The 12,890-nt window shown below is 65.0% G+C and carries 14 protein-coding genes; 10 read left to right on the top strand and 4 right to left on the bottom strand.

All coding sequences use genetic code 11. The features are described from left to right. Window positions 1-26 precede the first annotated feature (26 nt). The gene (locus ASD45_RS24230; RefSeq protein WP_348271234.1) at window positions 27-854 is read right to left on the bottom strand and encodes an SRPBCC domain-containing protein; all 828 of its coding nucleotides are present in this window, start codon (window positions 852-854) and stop codon (window positions 27-29) included. After that, complete coding sequence (locus ASD45_RS16565) at window positions 752-1,363, bottom strand: metalloregulator ArsR/SmtB family transcription factor (RefSeq protein ID WP_244485414.1); 612 nt, start codon at window positions 1,361-1,363, stop codon at window positions 752-754. Before ASD45_RS16565 ends, ASD45_RS24230 begins: the two co-directional genes overlap by 103 nt. 9 nt (window positions 1,364-1,372) lie before the next feature. Here ASD45_RS16565 and ASD45_RS16560 point away from each other — a divergent pair, with 9 nt between their 5' ends. Beyond that, on the top strand, window positions 1,373-1,642 hold the full coding sequence (locus ASD45_RS16560; protein ID WP_156380895.1) for a hypothetical protein: 270 nt from the start codon (window positions 1,373-1,375) through the stop codon (window positions 1,640-1,642). A gap of 12 nt (window positions 1,643-1,654) precedes the next feature. Here ASD45_RS16560 and ASD45_RS16555 read toward each other — a convergent pair whose 3' ends face one another. Then, window positions 1,655-2,344: a TlpA disulfide reductase family protein gene (locus tag ASD45_RS16555; protein WP_056912481.1), complete on the bottom strand. Its 690-nt coding sequence runs from the start codon at window positions 2,342-2,344 to the stop codon at window positions 1,655-1,657. A 68-nt stretch (window positions 2,345-2,412) separates the two neighbouring features. On the opposite strand from ASD45_RS16555, the gene argH reads away from it, so the two are divergent. The 5 genes from argH (at window position 2,413) to ASD45_RS16530 (ending at window position 8,501) form a co-directional block, all read left to right on the top strand. Further along, on the top strand, window positions 2,413-3,804 hold the full coding sequence (argH, locus tag ASD45_RS16550) for an argininosuccinate lyase (RefSeq protein ID WP_056912480.1): 1,392 nt from the start codon (window positions 2,413-2,415) through the stop codon (window positions 3,802-3,804). 16 nt (window positions 3,805-3,820) lie between these two features. Beyond that, window positions 3,821-4,051 (top strand): hypothetical protein, encoded by a 231-nt coding sequence (locus ASD45_RS16545; protein WP_056912479.1) that lies wholly within the window; start codon window positions 3,821-3,823, stop codon window positions 4,049-4,051. 66 nt (window positions 4,052-4,117) lie between these two features. Further along, window positions 4,118-4,396, top strand: coding sequence for a lipoprotein (locus ASD45_RS16540; protein ID WP_056912478.1), 279 nt, complete (start codon window positions 4,118-4,120; stop codon window positions 4,394-4,396). A gap of 71 nt (window positions 4,397-4,467) precedes the next feature. Then, window positions 4,468-5,733: a diaminopimelate decarboxylase gene (gene lysA, locus ASD45_RS16535; protein ID WP_056912477.1), complete on the top strand. Its 1,266-nt coding sequence runs from the start codon at window positions 4,468-4,470 to the stop codon at window positions 5,731-5,733. A gap of 161 nt (window positions 5,734-5,894) precedes the next feature. Then, window positions 5,895-8,501: a TIGR02302 family protein gene (locus tag ASD45_RS16530; protein WP_082540988.1), complete on the top strand. Its 2,607-nt coding sequence runs from the start codon at window positions 5,895-5,897 to the stop codon at window positions 8,499-8,501. A 49-nt stretch (window positions 8,502-8,550) separates the two neighbouring features. Here ASD45_RS16530 and ASD45_RS16525 read toward each other — a convergent pair whose 3' ends face one another. Next, window positions 8,551-9,513, bottom strand: coding sequence for an MJ0042-type zinc finger domain-containing protein (locus ASD45_RS16525; RefSeq protein ID WP_056912475.1), 963 nt, complete (start codon window positions 9,511-9,513; stop codon window positions 8,551-8,553). Between the two features lie 255 nt (window positions 9,514-9,768). On the opposite strand from ASD45_RS16525, the gene ftsE reads away from it, so the two are divergent. From ftsE to ASD45_RS16505, 4 genes are all read left to right on the top strand, one after another. Further along, on the top strand, window positions 9,769-10,428 hold the full coding sequence (gene ftsE / locus ASD45_RS16520; RefSeq protein WP_056912474.1) for a cell division ATP-binding protein FtsE: 660 nt from the start codon (window positions 9,769-9,771) through the stop codon (window positions 10,426-10,428). A gap of 2 nt (window positions 10,429-10,430) precedes the next feature. Then, window positions 10,431-11,396, top strand: a complete 966-nt coding sequence (locus ASD45_RS16515; protein WP_056912473.1) for an ABC transporter permease — start codon at window positions 10,431-10,433, stop codon at window positions 11,394-11,396. Window positions 11,397-11,564: 168 nt separating this feature from the next. Next, window positions 11,565-12,137, top strand: coding sequence for a YdcF family protein (locus tag ASD45_RS16510; protein WP_244485477.1), 573 nt, complete (start codon window positions 11,565-11,567; stop codon window positions 12,135-12,137). 13 nt (window positions 12,138-12,150) lie between these two features. Further along, a complete protein-coding gene (locus ASD45_RS16505) occupies window positions 12,151-12,888 on the top strand; it encodes a lysophospholipid acyltransferase family protein (RefSeq protein ID WP_244485412.1) in 738 nt (245 codons plus the stop codon). The last annotated feature ends 2 nt before the right edge of the window (window positions 12,889-12,890 follow it).

Raw genomic sequence — 12,890 nt, 5'->3', positions numbered from 1 at the left:
TGATGTCGGCTTGGCGAAGCCGGAGCTTAAATCGGCTTCGGCGTCAGCCAGGCGATCGTCGCCCCACCGGGCTGCTGCAACACCGCCATGCGGCCGACACCGGGAATATCCTGCGGTGGTCTGCCTTCTTTGGCGCCTACCGACAGCGCGACCTTGAGGCGCGCATCGACATCATCGACGGCGATGTAAGTGAGCCAGTGCTCGGGGACACCCTTGCAGCCTTCGTCGGAATTCAGATCGAAGATGCCGCCGATGCGCTCGTCACCGCGCTTGATGATCCAGTAGGTGAAACCGGGCATCGGAGCGGCCTCGAAGGTCCAGCCGAGCGCGGCGCTGAGAAAGCTTTTGGCACCTTCGACGTCGCGAGTGTTCAGTTCGTTCCAGACGAACTTGCCGTGGGGCTTCTCCATGCCGTCGGTATGCAGGAAGGTCTCGAGGCGAAGCAACGTGCCGGTCCAGCCCTGGTTGTGGCGGTCGCGGGCGGCCTCGTCGAAGAACTGTTCGTGCTGCAGCGTCATCAGCGAACCGTCGCCGTCCGGCTTGACGGTCATGGTCACCAGCGACTCGCGCTCCGGCGTCGAGCGCCAGGCCCAGGTGAAGACGACCTTCGCGTTCGGCACGATCTCGCGATAGACGCCGCCGACATTGTGCTCCTCGCCGTCGGCGACCATCCTGATGTCGTAGCGGCCGCCGACGCGAAGGTCGTTGGTGACGTCGCAGAGCGTCACCTTGCTCGGCCCCATCCAGCGCATCATTTTTTGCGGATCGGTCCACGCGGCAAAGACTTTCTCGGGCGCGGCCTTGAATCGACGCTTGATGGTGAGGCTTGGTTTTGTAGCGACGGCGGTAGCCATGCATCGTTCTCCAGTAAGGCTTCGAGTTGATCGAGGCGCTCGGTCCAGAACCGCTGGTAGCGGTTGAGCCATTCGTTGGCTTCGTGCATCGGCTCGGCGCGCAGCCGGCACGACACGATGCGGCCGCTCTTTTCCCGGGTGACCAGCCCCGCATCCTTGAGGACGTCGAGGTGCTTCATGATCGCCGGCAGCGACATGGCGAACGGCTTGGCGAGATCGCTGACACTGACGGCGTCGCTGTCGCTCAGGCGCGCCAGCAGCGCCCGCCGCGTCGGATCGGCGAGGGCGGCGAACGTGCGGTCGAGCGAGGCGGGCTGATAGTCAACCATCTGGTTAAGTATAGGGAGGTGCGAGGGTGCGTCAAGGGGGCGCAGGGGCGGGGCGGCGGTTTCTAAGGTTTGATTAACCCTGTCCTCTGCACCATGGCGGGCGAGGGCGATGTCATGGCAATACAAATCGGGTTCGGCTGGAATCCCCAACGAAGCGCGTATCAGAATATAAAGTCGCAACGCACGCGCGTGGCGAACTACGCCAGTTCGGTTCAGGCCGGTCTCAACGCGGCCAGCAACAATTTCGCCAGCGCTTCGACCAACCAGATTGCCGGGATCGCGAAACTGGCCGCGCAGCAGGCGGTGATGCGGCTCAGCGCGAAGATCAAATCGGTGAATGCCGCGCGTGACAAGCAACTGGCCGGCGCCCAGGCGACGCTGGCCGCCACGCAATCCGCCTATAATTCCAGTCAGGCATCGACCGTCGGCAATGGCGGCTCGGTGAACATCGCCGCCTGAGGCGTCGCCGCGCTAGCTGCCTTGCTTGGCGCCGGCGACAGCGGCGTCGATCAGCTTGAGCGCGTCATCGCTGGCCCACTCGGCAGGGCCGGCAATCGTCCCGATTTCGCAGCCCTTGGGATCGACCAGCATCGTCGTCGGCATGCCGAAGGCGCGGCCGACGCCCTTCAACTCCTGGAAGACCTTGGCCGTCGGATCGGCGAAGTAGGCGAGCTTTTCGATGCCGACCTCCTTGAGCCAGGCCTTCGGCTTGTCGGCGTCGCGGGTGTCGATATTGACCGTGACCACCTGGAAGTCGGCGCTGCCCTTCTTCTGCTCCAGGGCGTCGAGCGCCGGCATTTCCTTGCGGCACGGCACGCACCAGGTCGCCCAGAGGTTGAGCAGAACGGTCTTTCCACGAAAATCGTCGAGGGTTTTGGCGGCCCCGGTGGCGTCGTGGAAGGTCAACGCCGGCACCTTGAGCGGGGCCTTGGCCATATTCACGGCCGCCACCTCGCCGCGGGCGAAGGGTGCGACCTTTTTGGCGAGATCCACGGCCGGCCGGCAGGCGGCGCTGGCGCCCGTACCGCCTTTATTGCCTATCAAGGTGGTCATCACGTATACCCCCGCCAGCCCGACGGCCACCCCGGCGACGCCCCCCGCGAGCACCATGGCGAGACGTTTCTTGGCATGGGCACGGGTTTGGGAAGCGGATTCGGTCATGGGCGGCTGCACTCTTAGGGGTAGTAGCTTCTGACAACACGAACAGGTTTGGCCATACGAGCGGCACGATGAGCAACAAAATGTGGGGCGGGCGGTTTGCCTCCGGTCCCGATGCCATTATGGAGGAAATCAACGCCTCCATCGACTTCGACCGGCATCTCTACCGCCAGGACATTGCCGCTTCAAAGGCCCATGCCGACATGCTGGCCAAGCAAGGCATCATTGCGGCGGACGATGCGAAAAAGATCGTTCACGGTCTAGACACGATCCTGTCAGAAATCGAAGGCGGCAAGTTCGCCTTCAAACGCGCGCTCGAAGACATCCATATGAATGTCGAGAGCCGCCTCACCGACATGATCGGCGCGCCCGCCGGGCGCCTGCACACTGCGCGCTCGCGCAACGATCAGGTGGCGACCGACTTTAAGCTGTGGGTGCGCGACACCATCGACACGACAGATGCCGCGCTCGCCGCCTATCAGATCGCGCTGGCCGAACGGGCCCTGGAGCACGCGGCGACGGTGATGCCCGGCTTCACCCATCTGCAGACCGCGCAGCCGGTGACTTTCGGCCACCATCTGCTCGCCTATGTCGAGATGGCGGGGCGCGACCGCGGCCGCTTCGCCGATGCCCGCAAGCGCCTCAACGAATCGCCGCTCGGCTCCGGCGCGCTGGCCGGCACGTCGTTCGATCTCGATCGCGACATGACGGCCCACTCGCTCGGCTTCGACCGGCCGACGGCCAACTCGCTCGATGCCGTGTCGGATCGCGACTTCGCGCTGGAAACGCTGGCTGCGGCTTCGATCACGGCGATGCATCTGTCGCGTTTTGCCGAAGAGATCATCATCTGGACGTCGCCGCTGACCGGGCTCGTCAAGCTGTCGGACAAGTTCACGACCGGCTCGTCGATCATGCCGCAGAAGCGCAATCCGGACGCGGCCGAACTGGTACGCGCCAAGACGGGCCGCATCATCGGCGCCCTCAACGGCTTGCTCATTGTGATGAAGGGGCTGCCGCTCGCCTACGCCAAGGACATGCAGGAGGACAAGGAGGGCGTCATGGATGCGCTCTCCGCGCTCAGCCTCGCCATCGCGGCCATGACCGGCATGGTCAACGATCTCGTGCCGGACGCCGGCCGCATGAAGAAGGCCGCCGGCGATGGTTACGCCACGGCCACGGATCTCGCCGACTGGCTGGTGCGCACCTTCAACATCCCGTTCCGCGAAGCGCATCACATCACCGGCCGGATCGTCGCCAAGGCGTCGGAGCAGGGCGTTCCGCTCCACCGCCTGCCGCTTGCCGATATGCAGGCGATCGAGAGCAAAATCACCGACGACGTGTTCAGCGTGCTGTCGGTCGATCGCTCAGTGAAGAGCCGTGTCAGCTACGGCGGCACAGCGCCGAAAAACGTGAAGGCGCAGGCCAAGCGGTGGCTGAAGAAGCTGGAAAAAGAGAAGGCCTGACGTGGCGGAGCCCAAAATGGGCCGCCTCAAAGGCGGCGCCAACACCGAAGCCGAGGCCGAAAAGCTCTCCCTAGCGCAGTTCAACCTGCTGATCGAGGGCGCGCAATGGCGGTTCGACGCGGCGACCAATTCGAATCTTCGCAAGGACGCGTTCAAACGGCTGGTCTGGCTCGAAGCCCAGCGGGAGCGGCTCCACGGAGTCGAAGCCCCGGACCGGAAGCTGGCCGCACGCCAGGGCGCCGACTGAACAGGACGCGATTTCGCCTTTTATCCCGGCTTTGTTAAGATGCGCGCCTTATCCGGAGTTTGCAGCTTGTCCTCATTTCGTGATCGCCCTCTTCTCCGCATCGCCCTGATCGGCGCGCTGGCCGCCACGCTGGGCCTTGCCGCCTGCGGCCGCAAAGGCCCGCTGGATCCGCCGCCGGGCGCGTCGCTCGAGGGCGAAGCGAAACCGGCACAGAGCAACAGCCCGTCACTGCTCAACCCTGTGGCTGTGCAGCCGATGGGCGGCAGCGCCGGCGGCAGCAGAGATGCGATGGAGACCCCGAAGGGGCCGAAGAAATCCATTCCGCTCGATGTGCTGTTGAACTAGTTTTCGCGCGGTCGAGGCCGGATCGTTCCGACCTTCGCGCGCCAATCATCCGCGATTAAAAAGTCAATCCGATGCATCATTTCGATTACCGCGACGGCGTCATGCATGCCGAGGCGGTGAACCTCGTGGCGCTGGCCGAGAAGATCGGCACGCCGTTCTATTGCTATTCGACCGCAACGCTCGAACGCCATTACCGGGTGTTCGCCTCGGCCTTCGCCGACGTCGATGCGCTCATCTGCTACGCCATGAAGGCGAACTCCAATCAGGCCGTCATCAGGACGCTGGCGAAGCTCGGCGCCGGCGCCGACGTCGTCTCCGGCGGCGAACTCAAGCGCGCCCGCGCCGCGGGAATTCCGCCGGAAAAGATCATGTTCTCCGGCGTCGGCAAGACGGCGGCGGAACTGGCGCTGGCGCTCGACGAAGGCATCTTCTGCATCAATGTCGAATCCGAGCCCGAACTCGATCTGCTCGCGGGCATCGCGGCGGCGAAGGGACGGACCGCGCATGTGTCGGTGCGCGTCAATCCGGATATCGACGCCAAGACCCATCACAAGATCGCGACCGGCAAGTCCGAGAACAAGTTCGGTATCCCGATCAGCCGCGCGCGCGACGTCTATACTCACGCCGCCAAGCTCAGGACCATCAAGGTCACCGGCGTCGATATGCACATCGGCAGCCAGATCGTCGATCTCGAGCCTTTCGGCAACGCATTCGCTCTGCTTGCCGAATTCGTCGGCACCTTGCGCGCCGACGGCCATACGATCTCGCATGTCGATTTCGGCGGTGGTCTTGGCATTCCGTATCGCGATGACAACGAGCCGCCGCCGTCGCCGGACGCTTATGCCGATGTCGTCAAGCGCGCGACCGCGAATCTCGGCTGCCGGCTGATCTTCGAGCCGGGCCGTTTGCTGGTCGGCAATGCCGGCATTCTGGTGACGCGGGTGCTGTTCGTGAAGCATGGCGAGGCCAAGCACTTCGTCATTGTCGATGCCGGCATGAACGACCTGATCCGCCCGACCCTGTACGAAGCCTATCATGCGATCCGGCCGGTAACGCTGCCGGACGCCGCGGCGCCGCGGATTCGCGCCGATATCGTCGGTCCGGTCTGTGAAAGCGGCGATTTCCTCGGCCTCGGCCGGGAAATGGCGGAACCTCGCGGCGGCGATCTTCTGGCGGTGATGACGGCCGGGGCCTATGGCGCGGTTCAGGCGGGAACCTACAACACCCGCGCTTTGGTGCCGGAAGTGCTGGTCAAAGATGAGGAATGGGCGCTGGTTCGGCCCCGCCTTGAAGTTGACCAATTGATTGCGCTCGATCGCATACCGGATTGGCTGTAGCCCGCGAGAGCTTCCTGACGGCCTTGTTACGTGGCTTGGGACTTGCTTGCGTGTTAGCCTTGAAGAGTCGGCAGGATTCTTCGGCCCCCGGTAGCGACGGCGGAGTGCCTTTGGACGCACAGGATCAATCGACGCAGACAGGGCCGCAACGCGCGCGCCTCATGCTGGCCCGCGCGATCAATCGCGCGCGCGGTAGCCTGCTGTGGGAGCGTTTGTGGCCCGCGCTTGCGGCGCTCGCGACCGCGCTCGGATTATTCCTGGCGCTGTCCTGGGCCGGTCTTTGGCTGGCCTTGCCGCCGCTCGGACGCATTGTCGGCCTTGTCGTGTTCGTCGGCATTTTCGCGTTCGCCGCGATCCCGCTGTTCCGCCTGAGACTGCCCACCGATCGCGAGGGGCTGCGACGTCTCGACCATGGCAGCGGCGCCGCGCATCGTCCGGCCACCGCGATTGCCGACAACATCTCCGCCAACCGAACGGATCCGGTCGCGCAGGCGCTGTGGCAGGCGCATGTCGAGCGCGCGCTGATGTCGGCGGAAAAGCTCAAGGCCGGTTGGCCGCAACCGAGACTGTCGCTGCGCGACCCGATGGCCCTGCGCGCGCTCGTCGTGCTGCTTGCGGTCGCGGCGTTCGTGTCGGCCGGTGGCGAGCGCTGGAAGCGCGTCACCGCCGCGTTCGACTGGAAGGGCGTGGTGGCGCCGGCCAATTTCCGTATCGACGCATGGGTCACGCCGCCGCTCTATACCGGGCGTCCGCCGGTGATGCTGCCGGGCGTGCGGCCGGGCGAAGCGACCGAAACTGCCGATCTCGCCGGTGCGCCGATTTCAGTGCCCGCCGGCAGCCAACTCATTGTCCGCTCCACCGGCAAGGTGTCGTTCAACACCGTGCGCGTCGGCGGCATCGAGGCCGTGCCGCCCGATCCCAAGAACGTGCTGCCGGCTGGAACGGAAGAACAGCGCTTCGTCATCAAGACCGACGGGTCGGTGACCCTGCAAGGTGTCGGCAGCCGCGAACCGGTATGGACCTTCTCGGCCATTCCCGACCGCGTCCCGACAGTGTCCTTCACCAAGGATCCCGAGCGTCAGGCGCGCGGCGCGCTGCGCGTCGACTACAAGATGGACGACGATTACGGCATCGTCGAAGGCAAGGCGACCTTCGCCCTCAAGGACGCCGCCGCGAAAAATGATGCGAAGAACGCGTCCAAGGCGGGCGACGCCAGTCAGGCCGGTGTCAAGCCGAGGCATCCGTTGTTCCCGGCGCCGGAGTTCGCGCTGACGCTGCCCCAGGCGCGCACGCGTTCGGGCGCGGCGCAAACCACGCAGGATCTCACCGAACATCCGTGGGCCGGCAGTAATGTAATGGTGACGCTGACCGTGCGCGACGAGGCCGGTAATGTCGGCAGCAGCGAGCCCCGCGAGGTGGAGTTGCCACAACGCATCTTCGTCAAGCCGCTGGCACGAGCGCTGGTCGAACAGCGTCGTATCCTCGCGCTCGACGCCAACGAGAAGCCGCTGGTGCTGACCGCGCTCGACACGCTCACTCTCGCACCGGAGCGCTTCACGCCCGAAGCCGGGATCTATCTCGGTCTGCGCTCGATTTATTTCGATCTGCGTAACGCCAAGAGCGACGATCAATTGCGCGACGTGGTGGCGCGGCTTTGGCAGATGGCGTTGCAACTCGAAGACGGCAATGTCAGCCAGGCCGAGCAGGCGCTGCGTCAGGCTCAGGATGCGCTGCGTCAGGCTCTGGAGCGCGGCGCCAGCGACGAAGAACTCAAGAAGCTGATGGACCAGCTGCGCGCGGCCATGGACAAGTTCATGCAGGCGCTGGCGGAGGAGATGCGCAAGAATCCGCAGGCCATGCAGCGGCCGCTCGACCGCAACAGCCGCACGCTGAGCCAGCAGGATCTCAATAGCCTGATGGACCGCATGGAGCAGATGGCGCGCTCCGGCAATCGTGACGCCGCCAAGGCGCTGCTCGATCAGTTGCAGGCGATGATGGAGAACCTGCAGATGGCCCGCCCCGGCGCCGATCAGGACCAGGGCGACCAGGACATGAATTCGGCGCTGGACGAACTCAGCGACATGATCCGCAAGCAGCAGCAACTGCGCGACCGAACCTTCAAGCAGGGTCAGGATCAGCGCCGCGACCGGCAGCGCGGGCAACGCGGCCAGCAAGGCCAGCAGGGCAATCAGCAGATGGGCGACCTGCGCCAGGATCAGCAGGCGCTGAAGGACCGGCTCAACAAGCTGCTCGAGCAGCTACGCCAGCGCGGCATGGGCCAGCAGGGGCAGAAGGGCAAAGGCCAGCAGGGCGATGGCCAGGAGCAGGGCCAGCAGGGCGATCAGGACGGCAATGGTCAGGACGGCATGGGCCAGCTCGGCGATGCCGGCGACGCCATGGGTGAAGCCGAAGGCAGTCTCGGCGACGGCGACGCCGACGGCGCCGTCGACAGCCAGGGCCGCGCGCTCGAGGCCATGCGCAAGGGCGCGCAGGGAATGGCGCAGCAGATGCAGCAGGGTCAGGGGCAGGGCATGGGTCCGAACGGACAGCCTGGCCGCGGCCGGCAGCGCGCCGAACAGAACACCGATCCGCTCGGCCGTCCGTTGCGCGGCCGCGATTACGGCGACGATAACCAAGTCAAGGTGCCGGGCGAAATCGATGCGCAGCGCGCGCGCCGCATCCTTGAGGAGCTGCGCAAGCGCTTCGGCGAGAGTTCCCGCCCGCAGCTCGAGCTCGATTACATCGAGCGGTTGCTCAAGGACTTCTGATCGCAGCATCACCGGACCGGCGCGAAGCGCGAACCGGTAATCGCGCCGGCTACTTCAGCCCGCTCGCGGCATCCTGCTTGGTGAAGAAACGCACCAGGATATCGACGGCATCGGCCGGCGGCGCGGCGAGGCGGCTGACGAAAGGCAGGCTTTCGCCGGGCCCGAGGATGCTGCGTGTTGCCTGCATGCTCCAGGTGTAGACTTCCTGGCCCGAGGCATTACGCGCGGCAAAGCGCAAGCGCGGCACGTCGGTCGCGCTGCCGACGGTGTTCACGATCTTGCCTTCGATGATCAGGATGCTGACGCCGTCCTGCATTTCCTTCGAGATCTTGATGTTGTCGAACTCGAGATTCCGCAGATTGACCGGCAGACCGATCGAAGCGAACAGCGACGCAGTCTGAGGCAGGTAACGTACGATCTTGTGCCGCCCGGCGATGATCGCGATGTTCACGGCGAACAGGATCAGGATCAGGGCGGTCCAGCGCGTGTTGCGCCGGTTCTTCTGCTGCTTGGCCCGCATGCGGGCGCGCCGCGCCGCATAATTGGCGGTGTCGTCGGAGTCGCCGTCCGGAACCAGCGACGGCGCATCAGCGACCATCGGCGGCATCGAGCCGTCGTCGGCAAAGACCGGTGGGGCGCCGTCGGCCTGCTGTTCGGTTTGGGTTTCGTAAGCCTGCGGTTCGTGTGACGGTTCGCCGGCTTGCGGTTCGAAGGCTGCGTCCGACCGCGGCGCCAGCGAAGGCGGCTCCTCTGCGGGCGGTTCGGGCGCAGTGCTCGGCGAAGAGTCGAATACCGGCGGCGCCGACTCGATGTTGCCGTTCTGTGCCTCCGCTTCGGCCTCGGCGATGACGCCGTTGACGAAGGCCGACACGTTCGGCGTTTCGGCCGTCTTCGACGGACTGACGAACCAGGTCGAGCGGCAGCGCGCACAGCGCACGGCGCGGCCGTTCGGGCCGACCGAGGCCGGTTCGATCATGTAGGAGGTCGCGCAGCTGGGACAGACGATCAACATACGGTTCTGCGGCTTATTCGGCCCCCAGAAGCTATCAGCCGACCGTTAATGGACCGGAAACCATGCGGGGCCCTCTTTGGCCGGGCCGGAGGCGCACTTTTGCCCGACCCGGCCTATGGCGGTCGCGCGATTCTCCTGTAAAACCGAGAGTTAACGCGCAGGTGCGCGGCCGATCAGCCCGGGGCGGGGCGGACCGGCGGGGCGCAAGCTTCGGGCCAGGTTGGACGGCTCGCATGGGACGAAGCGGAGGCGGGCGTGGTCCGATTCGAAAATGTGGGCTTGCGCTACGGGCTGGGGCCCGAAGTGCTGCGCGACCTGACCTTCCGTATCGAGCCCCACTCCTTCCAGTTCCTGACCGGGCCCTCGGGGGCCGGCAAGACCTCGTTGCTCAAGCTGCTGTTTCTCTCGCTCAAGCCGACCCGCGGGCTCGTCACGCAGTTCGGCCACGATGTCGCGACACTATCCAAGGATGCCGTGGCGACGCTGCGCCGCCGCATCGGCATCGTGTTCCAGGATTTCCGCTTGCTCGACCACATGACGACCTACGAGAACGTGGCGCTGCCGTTGCGCGTCATGGGCCGCCCGGAAGACAGCTACCGCGACGAGGTGATCGAATTGCTGAACTGGGTCGATCTCGGCGACCGCATGTGGGCGCTGCCGCCGGTGCTGTCCGGCGGCGAGAAGCAGCGCGCCGCGATTGCCCGCGCGGTGATCGCGCGGCCGCAACTGCTGCTGGCCGACGAGCCGACCGGTAACGTCGATCCGAGTCTGGCGCAGCGCCTGTTGCGCCTCTTCATCGAGCTCAACAAGTCCGGAACATCGGTGGTGATCGCAACGCATGACATCGCGCTGATGGACCAGTACGACGCCCGCCGCCTCGTGTTGCACGACGGCCGGCTGCATATTTACGATTGAACATGGCGGTCGCGGACGAAGCCAGGCATGACCCCACATTATCGCCGCGCGCCGCGGTGCAGGCGAAACCGCGATTCGAAACGCCGGTGGTGCCGCGTAACTCGATCGCCGGCAGCGCACTGATCGCCGTCGTCGCCATCATGACGTTTCTGGCCTCGCTCACCACCGGCGCCGTGATTCTTGTCGGCCAGGCCGCCGGCGAATGGCAGGCCGACGTCGCGCGCGAAGTCACGATCCAGGTGGTGCCGGCGCCGGGCCGCGATACCGATGACGTCGTCGACAAGGCGGCCGCGGCTGCGCGAAGCTTTCCCGGCATCGCCGACGTCCGCGTCTTCAGCAAGGAAGAGTCGAGCAAGCTGCTCGAGCCGTGGCTCGGCAACGGCCTCAGCCTCAACGAACTGCCGATCCCGCGGCTGATCGTGCTGCGGCTTGCCGCCGGCGCCGGCGCCGACATGGCGCAGCTCAACCGTGTGCTCGCGGCGCAGGCGCCGGGGGCGATGCTCGACGATCACCGCGGCTGGATCGATAGGATGCGCGCCATGGCAAGATCCGTCGTCGGCGGCGGCATCACAATTCTGATCCTGATCGTCGCCGCGACGGTGTTGTCGGTGACCTTCGCGACCCGCGGCGCCATGGCGACGAACAGGAACGTTATCGAAGTGCTGCATCTGGTCGGCGCCAAGAACGGATTCATCGCGAACAATTTCCAGCGCCACTTTTTGGTGATGGGATTGCAAGGCGGAGCGATCGGCGGCGGCGCGGCGATTCTGATTTTCCTGATCGCAGCCCTGATCGGACGCTGGACCGCCGGCAGCGCCGCTGGCGACCAGAGCGCGGCTTTGTTCGGCTCGTTTTCTCTGGGCCTGTTCGGTTACGTCGCAGTGCTGGGTCAGATCGTGCTCAGTGCACTCGTGACCGCGCTCACGTCGCGGCACACGGTCAACCGGACGCTTGATGCCATTGACTAGACGATGACAGCGGCCAATCACCGGTGGCAATCGTGGCGTTTTTCTCGGCTTGTTCGCGCCGGTTTTGCGCGTAGATCAGGCCCGGGCAATAGTGCTATGCCGTCTGCGGCGCGATTGGGTTGACGACGAATGTTTGCAGGTTTTGCTCGCTGGATCGGCTTTTTGACCATGTTGACCGCGGTCGTCGGCGGATTGGCGCTGACCGCCGGCTTTTTCTGGTTTGCCTCGCAGATCGCGAGCGAGGAAGTGATGCTGGATCGCGGTGCGGATGGCATCGTCGCGCTGACCGGCGCGGCACCGCGCATTCCCGACGCCATCGAATTGCTGGCGGCCGATCGCGGCAAGCGCCTGCTCATCACCGGCGTGCACCGCGCAACATCCGCGAGCGAGATTGCACGGCTGACACCGCTCTATTCGAAGTACTTTACCTGCTGCATCGACCTCGACCGCTCCGCGCTCAATACTTTCGGCAATGCGCTGGAGACGAGGCGCTGGACGCGCGAGCATAATTTTACTTCTTTGATCGTCGTGACCTCGAACTGGCACATGCCGCGGGCCATGGCTGAAATCGAGCATCAGTTGCCCGATGTCCGGCTCATCGCTTATCCGGTGATGTCGGAAACGGTGAGAAACAAGCCGTGGTGGGAAAATATAGGCACCGCGCGGTTTCTTGCGGCCGAATATCTGAAATATTTGTTTGCGCTGGTCCGGATGCGCCTCGATCCGGATACCGCCCCGTAAGGACCGTCCGCTCGTGCTGATCCTCGTCCGCTCCATCGTTTTCAACGTGGCGTTCTATCTCAACACGGCGCTGTGGCTCGTGCTCGCGCTGCCGACGTTCTTCATGCCGTATTGGGGCATCGTCGAGATCGCGCGGATCTGGGGCAAGATCAATCTGGTGCTGTTGCGCGTCATCTGCGACATCAAGGTTGAAATCCGCGGTCGCGAGAAAATTCCGCAGGGCTCACTTCTGGTCGCTTCGAAGCATCAGTCGGCATGGGAGACCTTCGCGCTCGTCACCTTGTTTCCGAATCCGGTTTTCATCCTCAAACGCGAACTGCAATGGATTCCGATCTTCGGCTGGTTCACGATCAAGGGGCGCATGGTGCCGGTCGATCGCGGCCGTGGCGCCGCGGCGCTGCGCGCGATGGCCGAGCGGGCGCGTTATGAACTGACGCAGAATCGCCAGCTCATCATTTTTCCGGAAGGCACCCGCCGGCCGGCCGGGGCCGAGCCGCGTTACAAGTACGGCGTCGCCCACATCTACAAGAAGGCCGGCGTTCCATGCCTGCCGATCGCGCTGAATTCCGGGTTGTTCTGGCCGCGCCGCACGCTGCGGCGTTTTCCGGGAACCGTGATCGTCGAAATTCTGGACGTCATTCCGGCCGGGCTCGACGAGGAAACCTTCTTTGACCGGCTGCAATCGGGCATCGAAACCGCCACCGCGCGGCTGATCGAAGAGGGCCGCCGCGACATGGCGCAAAGGTCCTGATC

This window comes from Pseudolabrys sp. Root1462, from assembly GCF_001426945.1.
Taxonomy (GTDB): domain Bacteria; phylum Pseudomonadota; class Alphaproteobacteria; order Rhizobiales; family Xanthobacteraceae; genus Pseudolabrys.
The sequence above is the reverse complement of the archived record's forward strand: the minus strand, read 5'-3'. Positions and strand labels throughout refer to the sequence as shown.

Coding starts and splice junctions, on each gene's coding strand:
- ASD45_RS24230 (WP_348271234.1), bottom strand. CDS start 854: ATGGCTACCGCCGTCGCTACAAAACCAAGCCTCACCATCAAGCGTCGA.
- ASD45_RS16555 (WP_056912481.1), bottom strand. CDS start 2,344: ATGACCGAATCCGCTTCCCAAACCCGTGCCCATGCCAAGAAACGTCTC.
- argH (WP_056912480.1), top strand. CDS start 2,413: ATGAGCAACAAAATGTGGGGCGGGCGGTTTGCCTCCGGTCCCGATGCC.
- ASD45_RS16545 (WP_056912479.1), top strand. CDS start 3,821: ATGGGCCGCCTCAAAGGCGGCGCCAACACCGAAGCCGAGGCCGAAAAG.
- lysA (WP_056912477.1), top strand. CDS start 4,468: ATGCATCATTTCGATTACCGCGACGGCGTCATGCATGCCGAGGCGGTG.
- ASD45_RS16530 (WP_082540988.1), top strand. CDS start 5,895: ATGCTGGCCCGCGCGATCAATCGCGCGCGCGGTAGCCTGCTGTGGGAG.
- ASD45_RS16525 (WP_056912475.1), bottom strand. CDS start 9,513: ATGTTGATCGTCTGTCCCAGCTGCGCGACCTCCTACATGATCGAACCG.
- ASD45_RS16515 (WP_056912473.1), top strand. CDS start 10,431: ATGGCGGTCGCGGACGAAGCCAGGCATGACCCCACATTATCGCCGCGC.
- ASD45_RS16510 (WP_244485477.1), top strand. CDS start 11,565: ATGTTGACCGCGGTCGTCGGCGGATTGGCGCTGACCGCCGGCTTTTTC.